The organism is Mycobacterium sp. ML4 (assembly GCF_054515735.1).
Genome location: NZ_JBTNSY010000007.1, coordinates 17,814 through 44,237, shown reverse-complemented (window position 1 = coordinate 44,237; position 26,424 = coordinate 17,814). Strand labels below are relative to the sequence as shown.

Annotated in this window: 24 protein-coding genes and 1 tRNA gene; 21 read left to right on the top strand and 4 right to left on the bottom strand. The window is 69.1% G+C overall.

The window, feature by feature from the left end; genetic code table 11:
* Window positions 1-14 precede the first annotated feature (14 nt).
* Both lipE and ACX9NE_RS09275 read left to right on the top strand, forming a co-directional pair.
* On the top strand, window positions 15-1,256 hold the full coding sequence (lipE, locus tag ACX9NE_RS09280) for a lipase LipE (RefSeq protein ID WP_459361397.1): 1,242 nt from the start codon (window positions 15-17) through the stop codon (window positions 1,254-1,256).
* 200 nt (window positions 1,257-1,456) lie between these two features.
* Window positions 1,457-1,630 (top strand): hypothetical protein, encoded by a 174-nt coding sequence (locus ACX9NE_RS09275; RefSeq protein WP_459361627.1) that lies wholly within the window; start codon window positions 1,457-1,459, stop codon window positions 1,628-1,630.
* Between the two features lie 17 nt (window positions 1,631-1,647).
* Here the strand turns inward: ACX9NE_RS09275 and ACX9NE_RS09270 are convergent.
* Window positions 1,648-1,734: transfer RNA gene (locus tag ACX9NE_RS09270), tRNA-Ser, on the bottom strand.
* Window positions 1,735-1,770: 36 nt separating this feature from the next.
* Here ACX9NE_RS09270 and ACX9NE_RS09265 point away from each other — a divergent pair.
* A complete protein-coding gene (locus ACX9NE_RS09265; RefSeq protein WP_459361396.1) occupies window positions 1,771-2,748 on the top strand; it encodes an NAD(P)H-quinone oxidoreductase in 978 nt (325 codons plus the stop codon).
* On the opposite strand, the gene ACX9NE_RS09260 is transcribed toward ACX9NE_RS09265, so the two are convergent.
* Both ACX9NE_RS09260 and ACX9NE_RS09255 read right to left on the bottom strand, forming a co-directional pair.
* Window positions 2,654-6,094, bottom strand: coding sequence for a PE family protein (locus ACX9NE_RS09260; RefSeq protein ID WP_459361395.1), 3,441 nt, complete (start codon window positions 6,092-6,094; stop codon window positions 2,654-2,656). The two genes, ACX9NE_RS09265 and ACX9NE_RS09260, sit on opposite strands and share 95 nt — an antisense overlap.
* A 156-nt stretch (window positions 6,095-6,250) precedes the next feature.
* Window positions 6,251-7,447 (bottom strand): cysteine desulfurase-like protein, encoded by a 1,197-nt coding sequence (locus tag ACX9NE_RS09255; RefSeq protein WP_459361394.1) that lies wholly within the window; start codon window positions 7,445-7,447, stop codon window positions 6,251-6,253.
* A 140-nt stretch (window positions 7,448-7,587) separates the two neighbouring features.
* Between ACX9NE_RS09255 and ACX9NE_RS09250 the strand changes: the two genes are divergently transcribed.
* From ACX9NE_RS09250 to ACX9NE_RS09220, 7 genes are all read left to right on the top strand, one after another.
* The gene (locus ACX9NE_RS09250; RefSeq protein WP_459361393.1) at window positions 7,588-9,555 is read left to right on the top strand and encodes a DUF6541 family protein; all 1,968 of its coding nucleotides are present in this window, start codon (window positions 7,588-7,590) and stop codon (window positions 9,553-9,555) included.
* 102 nt (window positions 9,556-9,657) lie between these two features.
* Window positions 9,658-10,119, top strand: coding sequence for a bacterial proteasome activator family protein (locus tag ACX9NE_RS09245; RefSeq protein ID WP_459361604.1), 462 nt, complete (start codon window positions 9,658-9,660; stop codon window positions 10,117-10,119).
* A gap of 3 nt (window positions 10,120-10,122) precedes the next feature.
* The gene (gene wzt / locus ACX9NE_RS09240; protein ID WP_459361392.1) at window positions 10,123-10,920 is read left to right on the top strand and encodes a galactan export ABC transporter ATP-binding subunit Wzt/RfbE; all 798 of its coding nucleotides are present in this window, start codon (window positions 10,123-10,125) and stop codon (window positions 10,918-10,920) included.
* Between the two features lie 2 nt (window positions 10,921-10,922).
* Window positions 10,923-11,837 (top strand): galactofuranosyltransferase GlfT1, encoded by a 915-nt coding sequence (gene glfT1, locus ACX9NE_RS09235; protein WP_459361391.1) that lies wholly within the window; start codon window positions 10,923-10,925, stop codon window positions 11,835-11,837.
* A complete protein-coding gene (gene wzm, locus ACX9NE_RS09230) occupies window positions 11,834-12,664 on the top strand; it encodes a galactan export ABC transporter permease subunit Wzm/RfbD (protein WP_459361390.1) in 831 nt (276 codons plus the stop codon). The genes glfT1 and wzm overlap by 4 nt, the downstream gene beginning before the upstream one ends.
* Before the next feature lie 163 nt (window positions 12,665-12,827).
* A complete protein-coding gene (locus ACX9NE_RS09225) occupies window positions 12,828-14,612 on the top strand; it encodes a PE family protein (protein ID WP_459361389.1) in 1,785 nt (594 codons plus the stop codon).
* Between the two features lie 10 nt (window positions 14,613-14,622).
* Window positions 14,623-15,459 carry a class I SAM-dependent methyltransferase gene (locus ACX9NE_RS09220; RefSeq protein WP_459361388.1) on the top strand — a complete coding sequence of 279 codons (837 nt, stop codon included), beginning with the start codon at window positions 14,623-14,625 and terminating at the stop codon, window positions 15,457-15,459.
* A 3-nt stretch (window positions 15,460-15,462) separates the two neighbouring features.
* Here ACX9NE_RS09220 and ACX9NE_RS09215 read toward each other — a convergent pair whose 3' ends face one another.
* Window positions 15,463-16,173 (bottom strand): C39 family peptidase, encoded by a 711-nt coding sequence (locus tag ACX9NE_RS09215; RefSeq protein WP_459361387.1) that lies wholly within the window; start codon window positions 16,171-16,173, stop codon window positions 15,463-15,465.
* A 171-nt stretch (window positions 16,174-16,344) separates the two neighbouring features.
* Between ACX9NE_RS09215 and ACX9NE_RS09210 the strand changes: the two genes are divergently transcribed.
* The 11 genes from ACX9NE_RS09210 (at window position 16,345) to ACX9NE_RS09160 (ending at window position 26,424) form a co-directional block, all read left to right on the top strand.
* Window positions 16,345-18,144 (top strand): PE family protein, encoded by a 1,800-nt coding sequence (locus ACX9NE_RS09210; RefSeq protein ID WP_459361386.1) that lies wholly within the window; start codon window positions 16,345-16,347, stop codon window positions 18,142-18,144.
* A gap of 207 nt (window positions 18,145-18,351) precedes the next feature.
* Complete coding sequence (locus ACX9NE_RS09205; RefSeq protein WP_459361385.1) at window positions 18,352-20,271, top strand: PE family protein; 1,920 nt, start codon at window positions 18,352-18,354, stop codon at window positions 20,269-20,271.
* Between the two features lie 87 nt (window positions 20,272-20,358).
* A complete protein-coding gene (locus tag ACX9NE_RS09200) occupies window positions 20,359-20,805 on the top strand; it encodes a GTP cyclohydrolase I (RefSeq protein WP_459361384.1) in 447 nt (148 codons plus the stop codon).
* Complete coding sequence (locus ACX9NE_RS09195; protein WP_459361383.1) at window positions 20,798-21,328, top strand: 6-carboxytetrahydropterin synthase; 531 nt, start codon at window positions 20,798-20,800, stop codon at window positions 21,326-21,328. The genes ACX9NE_RS09200 and ACX9NE_RS09195 overlap by 8 nt, the downstream gene beginning before the upstream one ends.
* A complete protein-coding gene (locus ACX9NE_RS09190) occupies window positions 21,325-21,825 on the top strand; it encodes a hypothetical protein (RefSeq protein WP_459361382.1) in 501 nt (166 codons plus the stop codon). The genes ACX9NE_RS09195 and ACX9NE_RS09190 overlap by 4 nt, the downstream gene beginning before the upstream one ends.
* A gap of 31 nt (window positions 21,826-21,856) precedes the next feature.
* Window positions 21,857-22,078, top strand: a complete 222-nt coding sequence (locus ACX9NE_RS09185; RefSeq protein WP_459361381.1) for an NfeD family protein — start codon at window positions 21,857-21,859, stop codon at window positions 22,076-22,078.
* 24 nt (window positions 22,079-22,102) lie between these two features.
* On the top strand, window positions 22,103-23,206 hold the full coding sequence (locus ACX9NE_RS09180) for an SPFH domain-containing protein (protein ID WP_459361380.1): 1,104 nt from the start codon (window positions 22,103-22,105) through the stop codon (window positions 23,204-23,206).
* Window positions 23,207-23,304: 98 nt separating this feature from the next.
* Entirely contained in the window at window positions 23,305-23,790 is a 486-nt protein-coding gene (locus ACX9NE_RS09175) for a GreA/GreB family elongation factor (RefSeq protein ID WP_459361379.1), read from the top strand.
* Between the two features lie 79 nt (window positions 23,791-23,869).
* A complete protein-coding gene (locus tag ACX9NE_RS09170) occupies window positions 23,870-24,235 on the top strand; it encodes a GtrA family protein (RefSeq protein ID WP_459361603.1) in 366 nt (121 codons plus the stop codon).
* Window positions 24,236-24,267: 32 nt separating this feature from the next.
* Complete coding sequence (locus tag ACX9NE_RS09165; RefSeq protein ID WP_459361378.1) at window positions 24,268-25,659, top strand: FAD-binding oxidoreductase; 1,392 nt, start codon at window positions 24,268-24,270, stop codon at window positions 25,657-25,659.
* Window positions 25,660-26,424: a decaprenylphospho-beta-D-erythro-pentofuranosid-2-ulose 2-reductase gene (locus tag ACX9NE_RS09160; protein WP_459361377.1), complete on the top strand. Its 765-nt coding sequence runs from the start codon at window positions 25,660-25,662 to the stop codon at window positions 26,422-26,424.

The window sequence follows — 26,424 nt, the reverse complement described above, 5'->3', positions numbered from 1 at the left end:
CTAGGCTGGCGCGGGTGACCGCAACACCCGATGGCCGGATTCGTGTGCCGGCCGACCTGGACGAAGTGACGGCGATCGGCGAAGAAGACCACTCCGAGATCGACAGCGCCGCCGTCGAACGGATCTGGCAGGCCGCCCGCCACTGGTATCAGGCCGGCATGCACCCTGCGATCCAGCTCTGCATCCGCCGCAACGGGCGGGTCGTGCTCAACCGCGCGATCGGCCACGGCTGGGGCAACGCGCCCACCGACGAACCCGACGCCGAGAAGATCCCCGTCACCACCGGCACACCGTTCTGCGTGTACTCGGCGGCCAAGGGCATCACCGCGACCGTGGTGCACATGCTGGTCGAGCAAGGCGTCTTCGCACTCGACGACCGCGTCTGCGAGTACATCCCCAGCTACACCAGCCACGGCAAGGACCGCACGACGATCCGGCACGTGCTCACCCACAGCGCGGGTGTCCCGTTCCCGACCGGACCCAAGCCGGACCTGCGCCGCGCCGACGATCACCAATACGCGCAGGAACAGCTCAGCAAGCTACGGCCGCTGTACCCGCCCGGGCGCATGCACATGTACCACGCGCTGACGTGGGGTCCGCTGATGCGCGAAATCGTCTACGCGGCCGCCGGAAAAGACATCCGGGACGTCCTGGCAGCCGAGATCCTCGAGCCGTTGAACTTCCGCTGGACCAACTTCGGCGTCGCGCCGCAGGACATCCCGCTGGTTGCGCCCAGCCATCCGACCGGCAAGCCGCTACCTCCGGCCATCGCGGCGATCTTCCGAAAGGCGATCGGCGGCACCGTGCACGAAATCATCCCGTACACCAATACCCCGGCCTTCCTCTCCACCGTGGTGCCCTCGTCCAACACCATCTCCACCGCCGACGAACTGTCCCGGTTCGCCGAAATCTGGCGCCGCGGCGGCGAACTCGACGGGGTGCGCATCATGAGCGCGGAACGGATGTACGGAGCGGTGCAGGAATGCCGCCGACTACGCCCCGACGTCGCGGTCGGACTGATGCCGGCCCGCTGGGGCACCGGGTACATGCTGGGCACCGAACGGTTCGGACCATTCGGTCGCCACGCGCCGCAGGCGTTCGGCAACCTCGGCCTGGCCAACATCGCGATCTGGGCCGACCCGGCGCGCGGCCTGGCCGCCGGGTTGATCAGCAGCGGCAAGCCCGGTAAGGATCCCGAACTCAAGCGCTACAAGGTGTTGATGGACACCATCACGGCGGCGATCCCGTCGCGATGAAGGCGTTCTGCCCGGGTGATTCGGCGGGCAACACCTAAGAGATGGAATCGGAACGTTTTCGTCAGCTCCTGGACACGCCCGGCCCATTCGCGTCGGTGTAGTTCGAGGACACGCACAACACTGCCGACGCCGACGAACAGCTCGAGCTTAAATGGCGCGCACTGCGTGCGCAGCGGGAAAAACAGGGCGTCACCGACCCGGTGACGAGCGACATCTCCGAACAAGGTGCCGCGCCCGCCAAGACGCTGCGCACCGACGAGCCGCTGCCGATGTTCGCGGTAGCGGTCGGGGCGTCGTTGGTGCGGACCTACGAGCGGATCATTCCGGCCGACGGGGTCGCCGCGGTGCTGCGATACGCGCCGACGCTGCGCTGAGCGAGACATCACACGAGCGGTGGCGGAGGGATTTGAACCCCCGGACGGTTTTAGCCGTCTCTCGCTTTCAAGGCGAGTGCATTAGGCCGCTCTGCCACGCCACCGCAGATAAGGGTAGCGGTGCTTGTAGCGTGGCCAGCATGCGCGCCATCGTCGCTGAAACCGCCGAGCAACTGCTCTGGCAGGACGTCCCCGACGTCGCCGCCGGCCCCGGCGAAGTCCTCATCAAAGTCGCCGCCGCGGGCGTCAACCGCGCCGACGTGCTGCAGGCCGCCGGCAAGTATCCGCCGCCCCCGGGCGCCAGCGAGATCATCGGCATGGAAGTCAGCGGGACCGTCGCCGACCTGGGCGCTGACGTGACGAAATGGACTGTTGGGCAACAGGTTTGCGCGCTGTTGGCCGGCGGCGGATATGCGGAGTATGTCGCTGTCCCGACCGGACAGGTGATGCCGATTCCGGCTCCCCTCGACATCATCGACGCCGCGGGCGTCCCCGAAGTGGCCTGCACGGTCTGGTCGAATCTGGTGATGACGGCACACCTGGGCCCTGGCCAGCTGGTGCTCCTGCACGGCGGTGCCAGCGGAATTGGCAGCCATGCGATCCAGGTGGCACGCGCGCTGGGCGCGCGGGTGGCGGTCACCGCCGGTTCGGCGGAGAAGCTCGCGATGTGCCGGGAACTCGGCGCCCAGATCGCCATCTCCTATAGGGACGAGGACTTCGTCGCGCGGTTGCTGGAGGAGACCGACGGCAAGGGCGCCGACGTGATCCTCGACATCATGGGCGCGGCCTATCTGGACCGCAACATCGATGCCCTGGCCACCGACGGGCAGCTGGTGATCATCGGTATGCAGGGCGGGGTGAAGGCCGAACTCAACATCGGCAAACTCATGGCCAAGCGGGCCCGCGTCATCGGCACCACCTTGCGCGCCCGCCCTTTGAGCGGGCCGAACTCCAAGAGCGCCATCGTCGACGCGGTGACGACATCGGTGTGGCCGATGTTCGCCAGCGGACGCGTCAAGCCGATCATCGGCAAGCGGCTACCGATCCAGGAAGCGGCCGAAGCGCACCGCCTGCTGCAGTCCGGTGAGACGTTCGGGAAAATCCTGCTGACGGTCTAACTGCCCTATCCGGGTCCGCCTGTCCCGCCGCCGCCGCCGGACCCGCCGACGCCGCCTGACACCCCCGCGTTGGCCGCGCCGAGTTTGCCCGGATCACCGCCGCTGCCATTGCCACCGGAGCCGGGACCACCCGCGCCGCCCTTACCTCCTGGCCCGCCGCCGCCGCCACTGGTAAAGCTGTCACCGCCCGGGCCGCCGTCGCCGCCGTCACCGCCATGGCCACCCGTTCCGCCGTTACCAGGGATGGGGGTATCGGGGTTGAAGCCTTGGGCGCTGCCACCGCCCGCGCCGCCACCGCCGCCCGCCCCGCCGGTGCCATACCGGCGCCGCCGACCGAATTGCCGAAACCTCCCCCGCCGCCGATACCGCCTAACCCTCCCCCGCCGCCGACGCCGCCCTTCCCGTATCCGGAACCGCCGGAACCTGCGTTGCCCCCCGCTCCGCCGGCTCCTCCCTCGTTCAAGCTGCTGCCGCCCAGACCCCCGTGTCCGCCCGCGGCGCCCGCACCTCCGGTGCCGCCGGCAGTGGTCGGGTCAAATACGTTCGCCTGCAAACCGTTCCCGCCAGCGCCACCGGTGCCACCTGCGCCGCCATGCCCTCCTGCGCTGACGCCCGAGCCGCCATTACCGCCGTTCCCGCCCGCCCCACCGGCACCGCCCGCACCCTGAAATGAAATTCCGGTGCTGCCATCACCGCCGTTGCCGCCGTTGCCGCCCGCGCCGACGGGGCCGGTTCCGTTCCCGCCGTTTCCGCCGTCGCCGCCCTGGTTGCCGCCGGACAGAAACCCGATGCCGCCACCGTTTCCGCCGTTGCCGCCGTGGTTTGCGCCATCGCCTCCGTTGCCGCCGTTGCCGCCGCGGTTGTTCCCGAGGCTGCCGGAGCCAGCGAGACCGCCATCGCCTCCGTTTCCGCCGGTGCTGGTGCCGGTGCCACCGTTGCCGCCGGCGCCGCCGTCACCGGAGTAAAAGCCGCCGAGTCCAAGGGTTCCCGACGCGCCCATGCCGCCCGTGCCACCGGCGCCACCGGTCACGCCGCTGCCCCCGACACCACCGGTGCCGCCTTTGCCGGCGTGTTCTTGGGTGTGGATGCTCCCTACCACTGCACCGCCACCACCACCATCACCGCCGCGACCACCGGTGTCGCCGTTACCCCCGGCTCCGCCGGTGCCGCCGTCGCCGCCGTCGCCGGCATGTGCGGTCAAGTCGATCGCGATGCCGCTGAGGCCGCCGCGACCTCCTTGCCCCCCGTTGAACCCGTTACCGGCAGCGGTACCTGCCGTGTCCCCCGCACCGCCCGTGCCGCCAGTGCCACCGTTGCCGCCGGTGCCGCTGACGGGGGCAGTACCTGCGTTGCCCGCACCGATGCCCTTCCCGGGCTGACCGAATTGGCCTCCGGCACCCCCGTAGCCGCCGTTACCGCCGGTGCCGCCATCCTTGCCCAGTCCGACGCCGGACGCCCCGGTACCACCCGCTCCGCCGGCACCGCCGTGGCCGCCGTCACCGCCAGCGCCGTTGATACCGCCGGCGGTGCTGTTTCCACCGGTGCCGCCGCTACCGCCGGCGCCGCCCGCGGTGCCGTTGCCGGCGGCGGTGGTCGCCGTACCGGTTGCGCCGGTGCCGCCCGCGCCGCCCGTGCCGCCGGTGCCTCCTTGTCCGCCGTTGCCGACGAGGCCGCTGCGGGCTGCGCCGACGGTCCCACCGTTGCCGGTGGCGCCGCCCTCACCCGGGCTACCGCCAGTACCGCCGGTTCCGCCGGTGCCACCGGCCACCGTTGAGGTACCCGTCGCGCCGGTACCTCCGATGCCGCCGATACCGCCGTCGCCGCCGCGTCCACCGCTGCCGTTGGTGCCACCGGCGCCGCTGTCACCGCCCGCGCCACCGGCGCCGCCCGTCCCGCCGGTGCCGCCAGTGCCACCGGTGCCGCCTGCCGAGGTGCCCGTCGTACCGGTACCGCCCATACCGCCGGCCCCGCCATCGCCCCCGGCGCCGCCATTGCCCGCAGCTCCGCTCGTGCCGCCGGTGCCACCGGTGCCGGCCTGACCACCCATGCCGGCTTCGCCGCCGTGACCGCCGGCGCCGCCTTTGCCGCCGGTCGCGCCGGCACTGGCGCCCGTCCCCCCGGTGGCACCGTTGCCGCCCCCGGCGCCGTTACCGCCGTGGCCCCCGCTTCCGTTGACACCGCCCGCACCGCTGTTGCCACCCGCACCGCCGGAGCCACCGGCCCCACCGGCAAAGCCGGCGGCCCCGGTGCCGTCAGCCAGCACCGTCGTGGAGTTTCCGCTGGCAGCGCCGTCGCCGCCGCTGCCACCATCGCCGCCGTTGCCGGCTGATCCCGCGACGCCACCCGCACCTCCCGCGACGCCGCCTGCCCCCGCGGCTCCGCCAGCGCCGCCGGCACCGCCGTCGCCTCCGGCCGCACCGGGCTGCTGTGTGGCCATGGCGCCGTTGCCGCCGTCGGCGCCATGGCCGCCGTCACCACCCAATCCACCATCGCCGCCATGGCCAAACAGCAGCCCGTTTGCGCCACCCGCACCGCCGTTGCCCCCCGCACCGCCCGCCCCGCCGGAGACTCCCGCCACCCCACTGCCGGCTACAGCGGACGCACCCCGCCCGCCGTCAGCGCCGTCACCGCCTTGCCCACCCGCCCCGCCCTGGCCCATCCACAGGCCGCCGCGGCCGCCGGCACCGCCGTCGCCTCCGGCGCCGCCGGCCAAGCCCGGCCCACCGGCAGTACCTGCACCCCCCTGCGCGCCCGCACCTCCATTGCCGTAGAGGAGCCCGCCGGCACCGCCGGCACCGCCCGCCCCACCGGCACCACCGTTGACGCCGGTTACTCCCACTCCGCCGGCACCACCGTTACCGCCGTTACCGAACAGCCCGGCGGCGCCACCCGCACCACCGTGCTGCCCGGCCAACCCTGCCCCACCAGCACCGCCGTTGCCGATGAGAAGACCGCCGGCGCCGCCATTCTGACCAGGCGCACCGTTGACCCCGTCGCCGATCAGCGGCCTACCGATCAGTGCCTGAGTCGGCGCGTTGAGAGCGTTGAGGACCAACTGGTCGACGCCGGCCGCCTCGGCCGAGGCGTAAGAATCCGCGGCGGCCGCCAGCGTGCGGACGAACTGATCGTGAAAGGCCTGCACCTGCGCGCTGGCCAGCTGAAATTGCTGACCGTGCGCACTGAACAACGCAGCGATGTCCGCCGACACCTCGTCGCCTGCGGCCGCCAACAACTGGGTGGTCGGCGCCAGCACGTTGTGGGTGGCCGCATCCACCGCGAACCCTAGAGCTGTCAGATCCGTCGCTGCTGCGGACGCCGCCCCCGGCCAAATCAACACGAATGACATGCGGGTTTCCTCCTCCGCTCAGCGACCGCCACACGATGGTGGGTGCGGTGGGCGGCTGCGCCTGACCAAACGCTGACGGAAAGAAGATGCGCGAAGGTTGACAGATTGTGGAAAAGGCTGGTCGGCGGGCAGGACACCCGTCGGGTTGGCGCGGGCTCAGCCCAGTGACGCCAGCGCCCTTACCAACTGGTCGACTTCGGCCATCGTCGAGTAGTGCGCCAAGCCGACGGTGACCGCGCCGCCGATGTCGTTGACTCCCAACACGTCAAGCGCGCGGGAACTGGCGTTGGCGATCGCCAGGATGCCGTTGTCGGCCAAACGCTGCACCACCCGGTCGGCCGGCACCTCGTTGACGGCGAAGCTGATCACCGGTATCCGCGCCTCCGGACGGCCCAGCAGGATCACCAGCGGCAACGACCGCAGCGACACCATCAGGTAGTCGTAGATCCGGTTCAGGTACGACGCGGCAGACTGCATCGACACCGAAAGTCGTTCCCGCCGGCTGCCACGGGCCGTCTCGTCCAGGGATGCGAGGTACTCGATGCTGGCGACGACCCCGGCCAGCAACCCGAATTGGTGTGCCCCCACCTCCAGCCGCTCCGGTCCGGTGGCGTAAGGGTTGGTGGAGACGGAGTTGAACGTGTTGATCAGCGCCGGCTCGCGAAACACCATTGCCCCGATCGGCGGTCCGCCCCAACCCACGGCGTTCACCGCCACCACGTCGGCCTCGGTTTCCTTGAGGTCGATCAGCCGATACGGCGCGGCAGCGGAATGGTCGACCACCACCAGTGCGCCCACGTCATGCGCCAGTTTCGTCATCGCCCGCAGATCGGTGACGGCGCCCAGCGTCCCCGAGGCCGAGGTGACGGCAACCAGCCGGGTGGACTTGTTGATCAGGCTTTCCCACTGCCAGGTCGGCAGCTCTCCGGTCTCGATGTCGACTTCGGCCCATTTGACCTTGGCGCCGTAGCGGTGAGAAGCGCGCAGCCAGGGCGCGATGTTGGCCTCGTCGTCCAGGCGGCTGACCACCACCTCGTAACCGAGGCCGGCCCGCGCGGACGACGCCTCGGCCAGTGACGCCAGCAGCACCGCCCGGTCGGCGCCGAGCACGACGCCACTCGGATCGGCGTTGACCAGATCGGCCACCGCTTCGCGCGCCGCGTCCAGGACCGCGGCGCTGCGTCGTGCCGACGGGTGCGCCCCCGCCGTGGTGGCGCCGGATCTGCGGAACGCGGTGGACACCGTGGTCGCCACGGAATCGGGGATCAGCATGCCGGTCGGCGCATCGAAGTGCACCCATCCGTCACCGAGCGAGGGATGCAGTCCGCGCACCCGGGCGACGTCATAGGCCATGCCAGTCACCTTAGAGCTATCGAAAGCCTGGAAAGCTACAGCCATTTTCGTGTAGGTGTGGTCGGTAGCGGGTGCGCTATAGACGTTCCGGCCGTTACCGGCCTCCCGAGTCAACTCACCCGGGCAGCCATACTAGTCGAGTGAGCTTGTGGTTCGGAACGCTGATCGCATTGGTTTTGCTGATCGCACCGGGTGCCATCGTCGCACGTATCGCGCAGTTGAATTGGCCGATCGCAATCGCGGCCGGCCCAGCGCTGACGTACGGCGTCGTGGCGCTGGCGATCGTCCCTTACGGTGCCCTCGGCATCCCGTGGAACGGGTGGACCGCGCTGGCGGCGCTGGCCGTCGTCTGCATACTGGCGACGGTTTTGCAGCTGCTGCTTGCCCGCTTTCGCGACAGGGAGGCCGAGGCGCGCGCGGTGAATCCCGGGCCGGGGCTGCTGGTGGCGGCAGGAGTGCTGCTGGGCGCCGTACTGATCGGCTGGGCGGCGTTCGCCGGCATCCCGCACTGGCAGTCGATTCCCAGCACCTGGGACGCGGTGTGGCACGCGAACACCGTGCGCTGGATCCTCGACGTCGGTCAGGCGTCGCCGACCCACATGGGCGAGCTGCGCAATGTCGAGACCCATGCCCTGCTCTACTACCCCTCGGTGTTTCACGCGCTGACCGCGGTCTACTGCCAGCTGACCGGCGCCGCAGCCGCCACCGGCTACACGCTCAACTCGATGGCGGTGGCCATCTGGCTGTTCCCGGTCAGCGCGGCCGTCCTCACCTGGCGCGCCTTGCGTACCCATACCACCGAATGGCGCACCGCCGTGACCGCTGCCACCGCCGCCGCGCTGTCGGCGTCGTTCACCGCCGTGCCCTACGTCGAGTTCGACACCGCCGCGATGCCCAATCTGGCCGCCTACGGCGTCGCCATTCCGGCCATGGCCCTGATCACGTCGACCCTCGGACACCGCGACCGAATCCCGGTAGCGGTACTCGCACTGGTCGGTGTCTTCTCGGTGCACATCACCGGCGGCATCATCACGGTCGTTCTGGTGGGCGCCTGGTGGCTCTTCGAGGCGCTGTGGCATCCGGTGCGGGGCCGCCTCCGCGACCTGGCGGTGCTGGCCGGTGTCGCCGTCACCTCCGGCCTGATCCTGTTACCGCAGTTCCTGAGCGTCACCCAGCAGGAAGACATCATCGCCGGGCATTCCTTCCTGACCTACCTCAGCAAGAAGCGCGGCCTGTTCGACGCGGTGTTCCAGCACTCCCGGCACCTCAACGACTTCCCGGTCCAGTACGCGCTGATCCTGCTGGCGGCGGTGGGCGGGTTCATCATGCTGGTGAAGAAGATCTGGTGGCCCCTGGCGGTGTGGCTGCTCTACATCCTGATCAACGTCGACGCCGGCACCCCACTCGGCGGACCGATCGGAGCGATTGCCGGCGGTTTCGGCGAGTTCTTCTACAAAGATCCGCGACGGATCGCCGCCGCGACCACGCCGCTGCTGAACCTGATGGCGGCCCTCGCGCTGGTCACCATCGTCGCGGCGGCAGTGGCCCTGGCCAAGCGGTTCGTCCAGCCGCGCAAGCCGATGCCGTCGCGCTTCTGGGCGGCCGCCACCGCGGTGCTGCTCGTGGGCATCAGCCTGCTCAGCGCCTGGCATTACTTTCCCCGCCACCGGTTCCTGTTCGGCGACAAGTACGACTCGATCATCGTCGATCAACGCGACCTCGACGCCATGGCGTACCTGTCGAAGCTGCCCGGCGCGCGCACCACCATCATCGGCGACTCCAACGTCGACGGCACCTCCTGGATGTACGCGGTGGCAGGTCTGCACCCGCTGTGGACCCACTACGACTACCCGGTGCAGATGGGTCCGGGTTATCACCGCTACATCTTCTGGGCCTACGCCAAGAAGGGAGACTCCGATCCGCGCGTGGTAGAGGCGATCAAAGCCCTCAACATCCGCTATGTCCTGGCGAGCGGGCCGACGATCCGAGGGTTCAAAGTTCCCGACGGACTATATTTTCTCGACAGGTCGCCCTACTGGACATTGATCTACGACAACGGCGGCGCCCAGATCTACGAGTGGCACGGCGACACGCCCGTGCATCCCTAGCAGAGACGTACCAGGACGGTGATTGGGTTGGCTAACGGCAATGACGAGCACGCCGAAGATAGCGACGGTATCGAGGTTATCGGCGGCGTCGATCCGCGTTTGATGGCACTGCGTCAGGACGACGCGGACGATTCGGACGAACGCTCGTTGACCGATCTCGTGGAGCAACCCGCCAAGGTGATGCGAATCGGCACCATGATCAAGCAGTTGCTCGAAGAGGTGCGCGCCGCGCCGCTGGACGAAGCCAGCCGCACCCGGCTGCGCGACATCCACGCCACCAGCATCCGCGAACTCGAGGAAGGCCTGGCACCGGAGCTGCGCGAAGAGCTGGAACGACTCACCTTGCCGTTCAACGAGGACACCGCGCCGTCGGAGGCCGAGTTGCGTATCGCCCAGGCGCAGCTGGTCGGCTGGTTGGAGGGACTCTTTCACGGCATCCAGACCGCGCTGTTCGCGCAGCAGATGGCCGCCCGGGCGCAACTGGAGCAGATGCGCCAGGGTGCGCTGCCACCCGGGATGGGAAAGCCGGGCCCGCACGGGCACGGCACCGGACAGTACCTGTAAGCCGTGTCGAGCGGTCCACACATCGAGACCCGCGACGCGTGGGTCGAATTCCCGATCTTCGACGCCAAGTCGCGTTCGCTGAAGAAGGCTTTCCTGGGCAAGGCCGGTGGTGCGATCGGTCGCAACAGCTCCAACGTGGTGGTCGTCGAAGCGCTGCGAGATATCACCATGTCGCTGGAGCTCGGCGACCGCGTCGGGCTGGTCGGACACAACGGCGCCGGCAAATCGACTCTGCTGCGCCTGCTTTCGGGGATCTATGAGCCGACGCGCGGGTGGGCCAAAGTCACCGGCAGGGTGGCGCCGGTGTTCGATCTCGGGATCGGCATGGACCCCGAGATCTCCGGCTACGAGAACATCATCATCCGTGGCCTGTTCCTCGGGCAGACCCGTAAGCAGATGCTGGCCAAAGTGGACGAGATCGCCGAATTCACTGAATTGGGCGACTACCTGTCGATGCCGCTGCGCACCTACTCCACCGGCATGCGGGTGCGACTGGCGATGGGGGTGGTCACCAGCATCGACCCGGAAATCCTGCTGCTCGACGAAGGTATCGGTGCGGTCGACGCCGAGTTCCTGAAGAAGGCGCAGTCCCGGTTGCAGGGCTTGGTGGAACGCTCCGGGATCCTGGTCTTCGCGAGCCATTCCAATGAATTCCTGGCCCGGTTGTGCAAGACGGCGATGTGGATCGACCACGGCGTGATCCGGCAGACCGGGGGTATCGAAGACGTGGTCCGGGCCTACGAGGGCGAAGACGCGGCCCGGCACGTACGCGAAGTGCTCGCCGAGACCGCGCGTGAGTGACCGTGAGTGACTATGTCTTCGCCGTCGTGGTCACCCACCGGCGACCCGAGGAACTCGCCCGCTCCCTGGAGTCCCTGGCCACCCAGACCCGGGCCCCGGATCGGCTCATCGTCATCGACAACGACGACTCCGGTGACAGCCGTGTGCACTATCTCGTTGCGGCCCAAGACATTCCATCGATATACCTCAATTCCCGCCGAAACCTCGGCGGCGCAGGAGGTTTCGCGCTGGGCATGTTGCTGGCCCTGGCCCATGGGGCGGACTGGATATGGCTGGCCGATGACGACGGGCGCGCCGCGGACGCCGAGGTGCTGGCGACGTTGTTGGCCTGCGCGGACAAACACGGGCTGGCCGAGGTGTCTCCGATGGTCTGCAACATCAAAGACCCTGAATCGCTGGCCTTTCCATTGCGCCGTGGACTGGTTTGGCGCCGACGGGTCAGCGAATTGCGCACCGAGACCGGCCAGGACCTGCTGCCCGGCATCGCCTCGCTGTTCAACGGCGCGCTTTTTCGCGCGTCGGCGCTGGAGGCGATCGGCGTGCCGGATCTGCGATTGTTCATCCGCGGCGACGAAGTCGAGATGCACCGCAGACTGGTGCGCTCCGGGCTGCCGTTCGGCACCTGCCTGAACGCGGTCTATCTGCATCCATGTGGCTCGGACGAATTCAAGCCGATCCTCGGCGGCCGCATGCACACGCAGTACCCCGATGATTCCAGCAAGCGCTTCTTCACCTACCGCAATCGCGGCTACGTGTTATCCCAGCCGGGCCTGCGCAAGTTGCTGCCGCAGGAGTGGATTCGTTTCGGCTGGTTCTTCCTGGTGACCCGCCGCGACCCCAAGGGATTGATCGAGTGGGTCCGGCTGCGACGGCTGGGACGGCGGGAACAATTCGGGCGGCCAGGAGGTTCGGCATGACGTTCATCGACGCGGCAGCGCAGTCAAAGACCTTCGCCCGCGCCCGAGGTGATCTGGTCGCCGGGTTCCGGCGCCACGAATTGTGGTTGCACCTGGGTTGGCAGGACATCAAACAGCGCTATCGCCGCTCGGTGCTGGGGCCGTTCTGGATCACGATCGCGACGGGCACGACGGCCGTGGCGATGGGCGGGCTGTACTCCAAGCTGTTCCATCTCGACCTGTCCGAGCACCTGCCCTACGTCACGCTCGGGCTTATCGTGTGGAACCTGATCAATGCCGCCATTCTTGAGGGCGCCGACGTCTTCGTGCACAACGAGGGATTGATCAAGCAACTGCCCACCCCGCTGAGCGTGCACGTCTATCGGCTGGTGTGGCGGCAGATGATCTTGTTCGCGCACAACATCGTGATCTACCTCGTCATCGCGATCATCTATCCCAAGCCGTGGTCGTGGGCGGACCTGTCCGTGCTGCCCGCACTGGCACTGATCATGCTCAACTGCATCTGGGTGTCGCTGTGCTTCGGCATTCTGGCGACCCGTTACCGCGACATCGGGCCGCTGCTGAACTCGGTGGTGCAGCTGCTGTTCTTCATGACGCCGATCATTTGGAACGACAGCACCCTTCAGCAACAGGGTGCCGGCCGTTGGTCGAAGATCGTCGAACTCAACCCACTGCTGCACTACCTGGACATCGTGCGTGCGCCGCTGCTGGGCGCCCCCCAGGAGCTGCGGCACTGGGCGGTGGTGGTGGTGCTGACGATCGTGGGGTGGGTGATGGCGGCGTTGGCGATGCGGCAGTACCGCGCGCGGGTGGCGTACTGGGTTTGAGGTCGCGCGCTGGCCGCGAAGGCCTGCGTCTCCCCCCGTAGGGGGAGCAAATTTCATCCCTGGAATCGGCCTTCTGGCCGAGGCACGTGCGGCCCCACGTGGGCGATGTTGGGAACCGGAGCAATCGGCTCGGCAACCACACTCGCGTCGAGGGGACCATGCCATGTCGTTCATGTTGGCCAGCCCGGAAGCGCTCGCGGCCGCAGCAGCGGAGCTGGCAGACGTCGGTGCGTCGGTGGGTTCGGCCAACGCGGCGGCAGCAGCCCCGACGACGGCGGTGCTGGCGGCGGCCGCCGACGAGGTCTCCCAGCAGATTGCCGCGATCTTCGGCGCTCACGCTCAAGAATATCAGCTGCTCAGCGAGCAGGCCTCGGAGTTCCACCACCGATTCGTCACGGCGCTGACTGGGAGCGGCCTGTCCTACGCCAGTGCCGAGGCGACGAATGCTTCCCCCTTGCAGTCCTTCGAGCGGGCGGCGTTGAGCGTGATCAACGCTCCGACCCAGACTCTGCTGGGACGGCCGCTGATCGGTAACGGCGCCGACGGCGGCACCGTCGACGGAGTGGGTCAGCTGGGCGGAGCAGGCGGCCTGTTGGTCGGTGATGGGGGCGCGGGCGGTGCGAGCACGGCACCCGGGGCTGCCGGTGGCGCGGGCGGCAGCGCCGGGCTGATCGGTAACGGCGGAGCGGGCGGTCGCGCCGGGGCCGGGGCGATTGGCGGCGGCGGCGGAACGGGAGGGCTGCTGTACGGCAACGGCGGCGCCGGCGGCGCCGGTGGTGCGGCTCTGGCCGGCATCAACGGCGGCAACCCCGGACGCGGCGGCGACGGCGGTGTTGCAGTCCTGTTCGGCAACGGTGGCAGCGGCGGCGTGGGAGGAGCTGGTCTGGCCGGCGCCAACGGCGTCAATCCTGCCAACGCCCCGAACCCGGCTACGGGAACTAACGCGAATGCCAACGTAGTCGCGGGCTACAGCATCTTCGTCGGCGGCGACATGGGTGCCACCGGCCCTACCGGTGATCCGGGGATGAACGGTGGCGCCGGCGGAACGGGCGGCCTGGCGGGAGCCAACAACCTCACGACGGCCAGCGGGCTCAGCCTCAATTCCGTCGGCGGCACCGGGGGCGTGGGAGGCACGGGCGGCGACGGGGGCACCGGCGGCGCAGGGGGCAACGGCGGCCCAGCCAGCTCTACCGACAGCGCCGGCGTGACGAGCGGGTCGATAAGTGCTCGAGGTGGCGTCGGTGGCGCCGGCGGACACGGAGGGGCTGAGGGTGGCGCCGGTGGAAACGGCGGCAACGGCGGCACCGCCACAGCCAGGGGCATAGCTCCGAACCTCTCGGCAATAGGCGGCGGGGGCGGCGCCGGGGGCGACGGTTCCACCGGTGCGGCCGGAGCCAGTGGTCATACGGGCGGGGCCGGCGGCAATGGAGGTCATGGCGGACTTCTGATCGGCAATGGCGGGCACGGCGGCCCGGGGGGCACGGGTGGCGCCGGCGGCACTGGCGACTTCGGCGGTGCGGGCGGAAGGGGCGGAAACGGCGGTACCGCCCTTATCAACAGCGCAACCGGTACAACAGGAAACGGCGGCGCCGGCGGGGACGGTGGCGCGGGCGGGGTCGGAGGCGCCGGCGGGTCTGGCGGAACCGGAGGCAACGGCGGGGCTGGTGGCCTGCTATTCGGCAGCGGCGGCGCGGGGGGCTCCGGCGGTGGCGGCGGCACGGGCGGCGACGGCGGCACCGGCGGTAATGGCGGTCATGGTGGCACCGGCGCCGCAATCGGAAAGGGAGGCGGTGCCGGCGACGGAGGCAGCGGCGGCGCCGCAGGTGCCGGTGGCGCCGGCGGTCATGGCGGGACGGGCAGCGCACTGATCGGGGCGGCGGGAGCGGTTGGCGCCATCGGTGCCGGCGGCTCGCTGGGCAGCGACGGTCTCGGCGGCACACCCGGCTAGATTGGCTCGCATGAGTCGCCCGTCGTCCGAGCGTGTTGACGCCAGCATGCTCACCGGAGTTTCCGAGACCGCGCTACTCACCCTCAACGGCAGGGCTTTCCAAGCCGCCCATCCGCAGGCGATCATCGACGACCCGATGGCCATCAAGCTCGTCGAGTCCATCGACTTCGACTTCGAGAAGTTCGGCCGCAAGGGCCAGGAGATGGCGTTGCGCTCGCTGGCCGTCGACAAATGCGCTCTCGCGTACCTGGCGCAGCATCCCAAGGCGACCGTCGTCGCGCTGGCCGAGGGCTTCCAGACCAGCTTCTGGCGACTCGACGCTGCGCTTCCCGATGCTCAATTTCGTTGGGTGTCAATCGATCTGCCGCCGGTGATCGAGTTGCGGCGACGGCTGCTGCCGCACTCGCCACGGATCACCGAGATCGCGCAGTCTGCGCTGGACTACACCTGGATGGACAAGATCGACAGCAGCGACGGCGTGTTCGTCACCGCCGAGGGTCTGCTGATGTACCTGCAACCGGAGCAGGCGCTGGGACTCATCACCGAGTGCGCCAACCGGTTCGCCGGCGGTCAGATGTTCTTCGACGTGCCACCGACCATCGTCAAAAAGGTGGCGCGCAAAGGAATGCGGTCGTCCAAGCACTATCGGGTGCCGCCGATGCCGTTCAGCCTCTCACCACGCCAACTGGCGAATCTGGCGCACACCGTTCCCGGCATCCGGGCGGTGCACGATGTGCCGATGCCCGCGGGGCGGGGCTGGTTCTTCGGGCACCTCTATCCGGCCCTGTGGCAGCTCCCGCCCCTCAAGCCGTTCCGCGGCGCCTACACTTTGCTTGAATTCGGCTGACCCTCAACGCTTTTCCCGTGTCACCACCATCTCGTCGTTGCCGGTGGCCCAGGACCGCCCAAAGACCTCCAGCGATACGATCTCGTCCGGTCCGCTCGGGCTGGCGCTGTCGTTGAGATGCACCGTGCCGTTGACCAGGTCGACGCCGGTCACGACGACGGCGTGGTCGCTCGCCGGATTACCGCGGTTGTCCTTGGTTTGCACCGGCAGGCCCCAGATCATTTCGGCGTTCACCCCGGCGATCACCTTGTGGCCGCCGTCCAGGTAGCGTTCGAGCGCCTCCATGCCGGAGTCCAGCCCGGTGGCGGCGTCATCGAGGCTGGTGGCCACCCCATAAATGCCGTACTGCGCCAGCAGCACCGGAATGTCGGCCGGGTCAGTGCCGTAGCCCGAACGGTACACCGGCCCCGCGTGCACCCGGCTGCCCAGCCGCACCGCCACCGCGATGATCTCGTCCTCGGACGGCTGGCGGCCGGTGAGTTCGCCGATGACGTCAGCGACGGCCATCAGGGCGCAGTCGTCAGAGGATTGCTTGCGCCAGTACTGGGCAGCGGCGGCCGGGTCGCCGTACATGCGGGGCGCCGCGCTGTTTGGCACCGACGCGGACACGGCGGCATGAGCAAGGCCGGACGCCAGGCCCAGCGTTGCAGCCACGCCGGCGAAGGACAGGGTCAGCTTGGCGACGGCGCCGCGGACGTTCTCGATGGTGCGCATGAGACAAGGCTGGAATGTGGTTCTACTTAAAAGCTTTGGAGATTCTTGGGGAGCACATGAAGCTGGCGAATTGCCCTTCGCGCTGGGGCCCTGGCCGTTAGCATCCGACCACGATCGGTACATGAACAGATGCGCGTGGGGACGTCTGTCGATTTAGCGGGAGGTCCTTGGATGTCGCGGCTCGTTGTAGTTCCGGAGTCGCTGTCGTTGGCAGCGCGGGAAGTGTCCGACATCGGATCGGCCATGCGCTCGGCGACCGCTACCGCGACCGCCCCCACCGCGGACCTGCTTGCTGCGGCCGCCGACGAGGTGTCGACCCAGATCGCTGGGCTCTTCAGGTCTCACGCTCAGGCATATCAAGCGGTCAGCATGCAAGCAGAGGCGCTACACCAACAGTTCGTGCAGGCGCTGAGCGGAGCGGGCAATGCCTACTCGTTGGCCGAGGCCGCGAATGCTTCACCGTTGCAGCTGGTGCAGGACGCCGCGCTGTCGGCCATCAACGCTCCCACCCAGACTCTGTTGGGCCGCCCGCTGGTCGGCGATGGGGCCGCAGGCGCGACGATCAACGGCGTCGGCCAGCCCGGCGGCGCCGGCGGACTGCTGTTCGGCAACGGCGGAACCGGCGGCACCAGCACCGCCGCCGGAATAGCGGGAGGCGCGGGCGGCAGCGCGGGACTGCTCGGCAACGGCGGTGCCGGTGGTCAGGGCGGCGCCGGCGCCAACGGCGGAGTCGGCGGCGTCGGTGGACTGCTTTACGGCAACGGGGGTTGCGGCGGCGCCGGCGGTGCGGCGCTGGCCGGGGTCAACGGCGGCAACCCCGGACACGGCGGGGAGGGCGGCAACGCCATCTGGTTCGGCAACGGCGGCAACGGCGGGCACGGCGGCACGGGGCTGGCGGGCACGAACGGCGTCAACCCGACGCCGACGGGCACCACTGCCCCCGACGGAACTCAAGGGGCGAGTAATGGCATACGCGGCGTCGACGCCATACGACTGGGCGGCGGCACCGGAGGCACCGGAGGCACCGGAGGCACCGGAGAGTCCGGCGGCACCGGCGGTCCGGGTGGTGACGCTGCGGTATTCGCCGGAGCCAATGCCGGCGGGAACAACCTCACAGCCGTAGGGGGCGCCGGCGGGATCGGGGGCACCGCCGGGGCCGGCGGCGCCGGCGGTACCGGCGGACAAGGGGGCGCAGGCTCAGTCGTGGATGGCAACACCGTAGGCGTTGTGGCCGCTGCGTTCGGCGGAAACGGCGGTCTGGGAGCTCCGGGTGGGTCGCCGGGCGGCGCCGGCGGCGACGGCGGCAACGGTGGATCCGCGTCGGTGCTCGCACAACACGCCAACGTCAGCGCCACCGGCGGCCACGGCGGGGCCGGCGGGGCCGGCGCAGTGGGTGCCGTCGGCACTGCCGGCGGCCACGGCGGTGCCGGCGGAAACGGCGGTCATGGCGGCCTGCTGATCGGAAACGGCGGCGCCGGCGGGGCCGGCGGGATCGGCGGCGGCGGCGGCAGCGGCGATACCGGTGGGCTAGGCGGGACCGGCGGCTCCGGTGGAGGCAGCCGGATCAATTTCGTTGCGGACGGGCAACCGGGTGTCGGGGGTGAAGGGGGTGACGGCGGTGACGGCGGCGGCGGCGGCGATGGCGGGGCCGGCGGATCCGGTGGTAGCGGCGGCGCCGGCGGCCTGCTGTGGGGCTCGGGTGGCGCGGGCGGCACCGGCGGCCCAGGGGGCATGGGCGGCGGTGGTGGCCACGGCGGCGGCGGGGGCCACGGCGGTCAAGCCGGCAACAGCGGCCCGGTCGCGCCAGGCGGTGCCCCGGGCGAGGGCGGCACCGGTGGCGCCGCGGGAGCCGGCGGCAGCGGAGGAGGCGGCGGGGCCGGCGGCGTCCTCAGCGGCGGCGCGGGTGCCAGCGGAGCCGTCGGCGGATTGGGGACAGCGGGCGCGGACGGGATCGGTGGCCCTCCCGGATGATCCGGGCCGCTGCGCATGGGATGACAGCTACGTTTTCGGGCTCTCAGCCCTTTGATCAGTGTGCGCGTGCGAGCTCCCCCCGTAGGGGGAGCAAATTTCATCCCTGGATTCGGCCTTCTGGCCGAGGCACGTGCGGCCCCACGTGGGCGATGTTGGGAACCGGAGCAATCGGCTCGGCAACCACACTCGCGTCGAGGGGACCATGCCATGTCGTTCATGTTGGCCAGCCCGGAAGCGCTCGCGGCCGCAGCAGCGGAGCTGGCAGACGTCGGTGCGTCGGTGGGTTCGGCCAACGCGGCGGCAGCAGCCCCGACGACGGCGGTGCTGGCGGCGGCCGCCGACGAGGTCTCCCAGCAGATTGCCGCGATCTTCGGCGCTCACGCTCAAGAATATCAGCTGCTCAGCGAGCAGGCCTCGGAGTTCCACCACCGATTCGTCACGGCGCTGACTGGGAGCGGCCTGTCCTACGCCAGTGCCGAGGCGACGAATGCCTCCCCCTTACAGTCCTTCGAGCGGGCGGCGTCGAGCGTTATCAATGCTCCGACCCAGACTCTGCTGGGACGGCCGCTGATCGGTAACGGCACCGACGGGACCGCGCCGGGCCAAGCCGGCGGCGCAGGCGGGCTGTTGTACGGCAACGGTGGTGCGGGCGCCGCGGGCGCCGCGGGTCAGGCCGGGGGGTCGGGCGGTTCGGCCGGCCTGTGGGGCCAAGGTGGGGCCGGCGGCGCAGGCGGTGCAGGCGCGGTTGGTGGAAACGGCGGAAACGGTGGTCTGCTCTACGGCGGTGGTGGCGCCGGCGGCGTCGGTGGATCAGGTGCTGCCGGAGGACTCGGCGGCAATGCGCCCCTGATCGGCAACGGCGGCGCCGGCGGAGGGGGCGGGCTCGGCGCGTCCGGGGGGACCGGCGGAAGTGCACTGCTGTTCGGGAGCGGCGGCGACGGCGGGGCGGGCGGCGCCGCGGCGGCCGGCGTCAACGGCGGTCACGCCGGGCGAGGCGGCGACGGCGGCTACGCCGGGCTGTGGGGCAACGGCGGCGACGGCGGTCACGGCGGCGCCGGCACAACCGGCGAGAACGGGGCCAATCCCCCGACCAACGGAGCCACCGCGCCGACCGGAACGCCCGGCTCGTCCAGCAGCGTGACTACGGCCGGCGATGCGATCGCCACCGGCACCGCGGGCAAGACCGGCGGCACCGGCGGCGCGGGATGGGCCGGCGGCACCGGCGGTCGGGGCGGCGACGCAACAGCCGTCACCACCGACCCCATCGGTCTACGCAACGTCACTGCGACCGGCGGCGATGGCGGGGCGGGCGGAGCAGCCGGAGCCGGCGGCACCGGCGGGGCCGGCGGCGCCGGGGGCAACGCGTCCGCCACAAGCACCAGCACGAACTCCGCGACCAGCAGCATCACCGCGCGCGGCGGCGACGGTGGCAACGGAGCCACGGGTGGGGCCCCCGGTGGGTCGGGCGGCGCCGGAGGAGACGGCGGCTATGCAGTGACCAACACCCGAACCTTCGGCTTGAACCAAGCCAACGGCGGCGACGGCGGCGACGGCGGCGCAGGAGCCGCCGGGGCCAGCGGCGCGACAGGCGGGGGTGGTGGCGCCGGGGGCAACGGCGGTCGAGGCGGCCTGCTCATTGGCGACGGCGGCAACGGCGGTGCGGGCGGGATGGGGGGCACCGGCGCCACCGGCGGCAACGGCGGCAACGGCGGCGTCGGCGGCCCCAGCAACACGCAGAACGCGGGCGACGGCGGCGACGGGGGCGACGGCGGTGCCGGCGGGACCGGGGGAACAGGCGGAATCGGCGGCGCGGGCGGCCAAGGGGCCGCAGGTGGTCTACTGGCAGGCAACGGCGGCGCCGGCGGCGCCGCCGGCGCGGGCGGGACCGGTGGTTCCGGCGGCACGGGCGGCACTGGCGGGCACGCCGGTGCCTCCGGCGGTACCGGCGGGCTCGCGGGGTCTCGGGGTGACGGTGGCGCCGCGGGCACCGGCGGGGCCGGAGGCGCCGCCGGCAGCGGCGGCAGCGGCGGCACCGGCGGGGCGCTCCTGAGCGTTACCGGATCGGGCGGCGCCGTCGGCAGCACCGGATCCCGCGGCGGAAACGGCACCCCGGGCGTTCACGGCTAGAGCGTGATCCCAGCGGGATGCCACCCGCCAAGGACGTTCCAAGAATCCTTTGAGAATCCTCCAAGGACGCACCCGGAAGCTGTCGCGGTGCCTCACACACTGGTCCGTGCAGACAACGCGACACTGCAGTTCCCCTTCGACCGGGCCGTCTCGCTGCACGCGGTTGCGTTTCAAGCGATCTGCGAAGAGCACCTGCTGCCGTTCTACGGTGTCGTGCACGTCGGCTACCGGCGCAGCGCAAACCGGCTGACACAACCCGAACTCACCAGGATTCTCGATGCGTGCTCGGTCGGCATCCAGGTCCAGGACAAGATGACGACCCGGATAGGTCTGTGGCTGGACCATCAGCTCGGCGCGGACGGGCTGGGTGTGCTGGTGGAAGGCGGATACGCCTGCACGCCGGTGCGCGAAGGCGCCGCCCTCGCCGGGCCCACTACCACGATGGCGTTCTACGGCTCGATGCGCGACAACACCCAAGAGCAACGCGAATTCCTCACCCTCGCCAGCAGAAAGAAGACCAGCAATCATGCTTGATATCGCCCTGACCGACACCGCCCACAGCACGGCGACCATGCACCGCGACGACGCACCCGTCGGCCGCACGGCCCGCTCCCACCTGCGCAAGCGTTTCGTCGGACTGCGCTGCTGCCGCCGTTCCTGGTCCGACAACGGCAATCGGCTGTTCCTGCAGGGCTACCGGCTCACCTTTGAGATCGAATTCGCCTGCGACGAAACGGAATCCGGCACCGTGCTCAGCGCAGGTTGCCTACAGGAGATTCACGACGCACTGCAACGGCAATACGGCCAGACCACGCTGATCGCCGCGAATGACCCGCAACGCGACCTGTTCGAACTGCTGGCCGAGCGGGATCTGGTTGACTTGCGGATCGTCGACAACACCGCCGTGGAAGCCTCCGCAGCCTGGGTGTTCGAGACCGTCGAAGGGATCGTCGTGCGGGCAACGGGCGGCCGGGTCTGGTTGTCGCGGATCGACGCCCAGGAAAGTGGCAGCAGGGTCATCACACTCACCGCGCTGCCGATGCAGGACTGGGCGTGAGGGCTGTCGCCGCATTGCTCGTCGTCGCCGCCGGTCTGGTCGGCCCCAGTTGTGCAACAGCCTCCGCATCACCTGGACTCGACCCGTTTCTGGCCGCCCTGCCGTCAGCGCTTACGACGGCACGGTCACCGGATGAGCTGCATGCCGCGCTCAGCGACGCCCCGGCCGAAGTGTCGCAGGGACCGGGCGACACGCTTCACTTCCCCGGCCGAGATGCTCGGTGGCTGATGAACGCGTGGCATCTCGACGGCGTGTACGCCGTCGCCACCGACCCGCACCAGGAAAGCTGGCAGTTGATGCGGTTTCGGCACAATGTGGCCGACGCCAACGGCAACCGTATCGCGGTGGCGCCCATCACCTTCGGCATCTGGACCGTCCGGCCGCTCCTGGCGGGACGGCCCGGCGGAGACCTGCCCAACGTGGTGGCGGGCGCGTCCCCGGCGTACGACATCGCCGACCACCCGGCGCAGGTCGTGGGAATCGACCTGGAAATGTAACGCCATGTAGCCCAGGGTGGAGAATGCGACCGTGAGCGCCTCTGTCATCGGCTGCGTCGGCACCCTGATCGTGCCCACCCGCGGCATTCACGGAACCGGCGAGGTGCTGCTGACGGTACGAGGCACCAAAGAGACCTTCCTGGCCCGATCCGACGAGCCGCTGCCCAAGGGCACCCAGGTCCTTGTCGTGCAGGCCCACGGACCCAGAACCGTCGTCGTCGAGCCGTGGCACGACCCGACTTTCACCCCATAACAACGAAACACAAGGAGTACAACGATGCTCGGCTACAGGGTGCCCGCGCCGGATGAGGCGATGCTGATCTCGGGCGGTAAGGCGAAGAGCAATGCCCCCTTTCGGGTGGTGACCGGCCACGGCGCCTTCGTCATCCCGTTCTTCCGCAAGGCCGCATTCCTGACGCTGGCGATGTGTGAGGCCGAGGTTGCCGAGAAGTGCGTCACCCAGCAGGGCATCACCCTCAACGTGCGGGCGGTCATCGCTTTCAAGGTGGGCAACGACCCGGAGAGCGTCATCGCCGCCGCGCAACGTTTCTTGTCCGATCAGGATCAGATGTCGGTTCTCACCGGACGCATCTTCGCCGGACACCTCCGCTCGATCATCGGCTCGATGACCGTCGAGCAGATCATCCGGGAACGGCAGAAGCTGGCGACCGAAGTGCTCGACGGGTCCAAGGAGGAGATGGCCCGGATCGGTCTGAGCGTCGACGCATTGCAGATCCAGTCCATCGATGATGACGGGCTGGGCTACATCAAGGCGATGTCGGCTCCGCACAACGCGGCCGTGCAGCAACAGGCCCAAATCGCGCAGGCCCAGGCGAACCGGAACGCCGCCGAGGCGGAACAGGAGTCGCAACGCAAGCAGGCCGAGTTCGCTCGGGAGACCGCCATCGTCAAGGCCCAGTACAAGGCGGAGGTCGACAAGGCCCAGGCACAAGCCGCTCAGGCCGGTCCGCTGGCCGAAGCTCAGGCCCAGCGTGAGGTGCTGACCATGCGCACCGAGCTGGCCCAGCGTGCCGCCGAACTGCGCCAGCAGGAGTTGCTGGCCGAGGTGGTCAAACCCGCCGAGGCCGAAGCCGAGCGAGTCAGAATCCTGGCGGTGGCAGACGCCGAGAAGATGAAGATCCAGGCCGAGGCGGCAGCGTCGCACAACCGGGTGACGCTGGACCGGATGATCATCGACCAGCTCCCTGACATCGTGGACAAGGCGGCGCGAGGGTTGGCCGGGTCGAATCTGACCGTGCTCAACGGCGCGGAGGGGATCAGTCAGCTCACCAGTGGTTTGGTGTCGCAGGGTCTGGCTATCTTCGATGCTGTACGCAACGGCATCTCGCAGTACGACGACGAGGAGAGTGCACCGGCGTGATACGCGCCGGTAAATGGCTGCGGGATATCAGTGGCTGCACGCGTCTTGTGTAACACTGAAACGCCATCGAATAGGTGCTCGGCGAAAGGTCGGCGGACGTGAGCGAGGAAGCCCAGTCATCAGATCCGGCGGCGGCAGCGCGCGACAACCTCGCCGCCGAGCTGGACAGGCTCAAGCAGCGGTACGACCGCCTGGAGATCGAGGTCAAGAACGACCGCGGCATGGTCGGTGATCACGGCGACGCGGCCGAGGCGATCCAGCGCGCAGACGAGCTGGCGGTGCTCGGCGATCGAATCGCCGAGCTGGACCGGCGCTTGAAGTCCGGGCCGTCGAATCCGGACCCGTCGGAGGCGCTGCCGGGCGGTACCGAGGTCACGTTGCGGTTCGCCGACGGCGAGGTGGTCACGATGCAGGTCATCTCGATCGTCGAGGAAACGCCGATAGGCCACGAGGGCGAGACGTTGACCGCTCGCAGCCCGTTGGGACAGGCGCTGGCCGGCCACCAGGCGGGCGACACAGTGACGTACTCGACACCTCAGGGTCCCAGCCAAGTCGAGCTCCTCGCGGTGAAGCTGCCGACCTAGACTCCCCTTGATGATCCCGCCAGATCCAGATGCTGAACCTGCGGCACAGAGCCAGCATCTGCATCTGACGACCCAGGCCTTGCGCTTTTTGATCACCGGTTCCTTTTCGGCGGTCGTCGACTTCGGGCTCTATCTGATCCTGTACAAGGTGCTGGGTGTACAGGTCGATCTGGCCAAGGCAACCAGTTTCATCATCGGGACCATCACGGCCTACCTGATCAACCGACGCTGGACGTTCCAGGCGTCGCCGAGCACGGCGCGGTTCATCGGCGTCATGGCGCTTTATGCGCTCACTTTCTCCGTCCAGGTCGGGCTCAATCACTTGTGTCTGGAGCTGCTGCACTACCGCAGCTGGGCGGTGCCCGTCGCCTTCGTGGTCGCCCAGGGTACCGCCACGGTGATCAATTTCGTCGTGCAGCGAACCGTGATCTTCCGCATCCGCTGACCCGCTGCTGGGGCGCGGTACCCTCTTTGACGATGTTGAGCAGCGATATGACCACGACTCCGGCCCGGCTGACCGGGTGGGGACGTACGGCGCCGTCGGTGGCGGAGGTGCTTCGCACCCCCGACGTCGAGACGATCGCCAAGGCGGTGATCAGGGCGGCGGAAACCGAGGGACGCGGCGGCCGTGGTGTGATCGCCCGCGGGCTGGGCCGGTCCTACGGCGACAACGCGCAGAATGGTGGCGGTCTGGTGGTCGACATGGCCGCCCTGAACCGGATCTACTCGCTGAACGCCGAAACCCGGCTCGCCGACGTCGACGCCGGAGTCAACCTGGATCAGCTGATGAAGGCGGCGCTGCCGCTCGGCCTGTGGGTGCCGGTGCTGCCGGGAACCCGTCAGGTCACCATCGGCGGTGCGATCGGGTGCGACATCCACGGCAAGAACCACCACAGCGCGGGCAGCTTCGGCAACCACGTCCGGTCCATGGACCTGCTGCTGGCCAGCGGCGAGATCCGGCGTATCACCCCTGACGGTGACGAGGCCGACCTGTTCTGGGCCACCGTCGGCGGCAACGGGCTCACCGGGATCATCCTGCGCGCCACCATCGAGATGACCCCCACCGAGACCGCCTACTTCATCGCCGACGGCGACGTCACCGCCACCCTCGACGAAACGATCGCGCTGCACAGCGATGGCAGCGAGGCCAACTACACCTACTCCAGCGCCTGGTTCGACGCGATCAGTGCGCCCCCGAAGCTGGGCCGCGCGGCGGTGTCCCGCGGCTCGCTGGCCACCCTCGACCAGCTACCCGAGAAGCTGCGCCGCGATCCGCTGAAATTCGATGCGCCCCAATTGTTGACACTTCCCGACATCTTTCCGAACGGCCTGGCCACCAAATACACCTTCGGGCCGATCGGCGAACTGTGGTACCGCAAATCCGGCACCTACCGGAACAAGATCCAGAATCTCACGCAGTTCTACCACCCGCTGGACATGTTCGGGGAATGGAACCGCGGCTACGGCCCGGCGGGCTTCCTGCAGTACCAATTCGTGGTGCCCACCGAAGCCGTCGATGAGTTCAAGAGCATCATCTACGACATCCAGGCCAGCGGTCACTACTCATTCCTCAACGTGTTCAAGCTGTTCGGCCCGGGCAACCAGGCGCCGCTGAGCTTCCCCATCCCGGGCTGGAACATCTGCGTCGACTTCCCGATCAAGGCCGGCCTCAACGAGTTCGTCAGCGAACTCGACCGTCGGGTACTGCAATTCGGCGGCCGGCTGTACACCGCCAAAGACTCCCGCACCAACGCGGAGACCTTTCACGCCATGTATCCCCGGATCGACGAGTGGATCGTCTTGCGCCGCAAGGTCGACCCGTCCGGGGTATTCGTTTCCGACATGGCCCGACGCTTGGAGCTGCTCTAGATGGTGCTGGACGCCGTAGGAAATCCCCAGTCCATCCTGCTGCTCGGAGGAACCTCCGAGATCGGGCTGGCAATTTGCGAACGCTATCTGCAGAACGCCAAGGCGCGAATCGTCTTGGCAGCCATGCCCGAAGACCCGGGCCGCGACGACGCGGTGGCGCAGATGAGGGCTGCCGGCGCACGCTCGGTGGAACTCGTCGACTTCGACGCACTGGAAACCGACACCCACCCCAAGGTGATCGACGAGTGTTTCAGCAACGGCGATATCGATGTGGCCATCGTCGCGTTCGGCCTGCTGGGGGACGCCGAGGAACTGTGGCAGAACCAGCGTAAAGCGGTACAGATCGCCGAGATCAATTACACCGCAGCCGTATCGGTGGGAGTGCTGCTCGCGGAGAAGATGCGCGCGCAGGGCTTCGGTCAGATCATCGCGATGAGCACGGTCGCCGGTGAGCGGGTACGCCGGTCCAACTTCGTCTACGGCTCCACCAAGGCCGGTTTGGACGGTTTCTATCTTGGTCTGTCAGAGGCATTGCGCGAGTACGGCGTTCGGGTACTGGTGATCCGGCCGGGTCAGGTGCGTACCAGGATGAGCGCCCACGTCAAGGAAGCACCGCTGACCGTCGACAAGGAGTACGTAGCCAACCTGGCGGTGACCGCATCAGCAAGAGGTAAGGAATTGGTTTGGGCGCCAACAGCATTCCGTTACGTGATGATGGTGTTGCGTCACATCCCGCGGAGCATTTTCCGCAGGCTGCCCATCTGA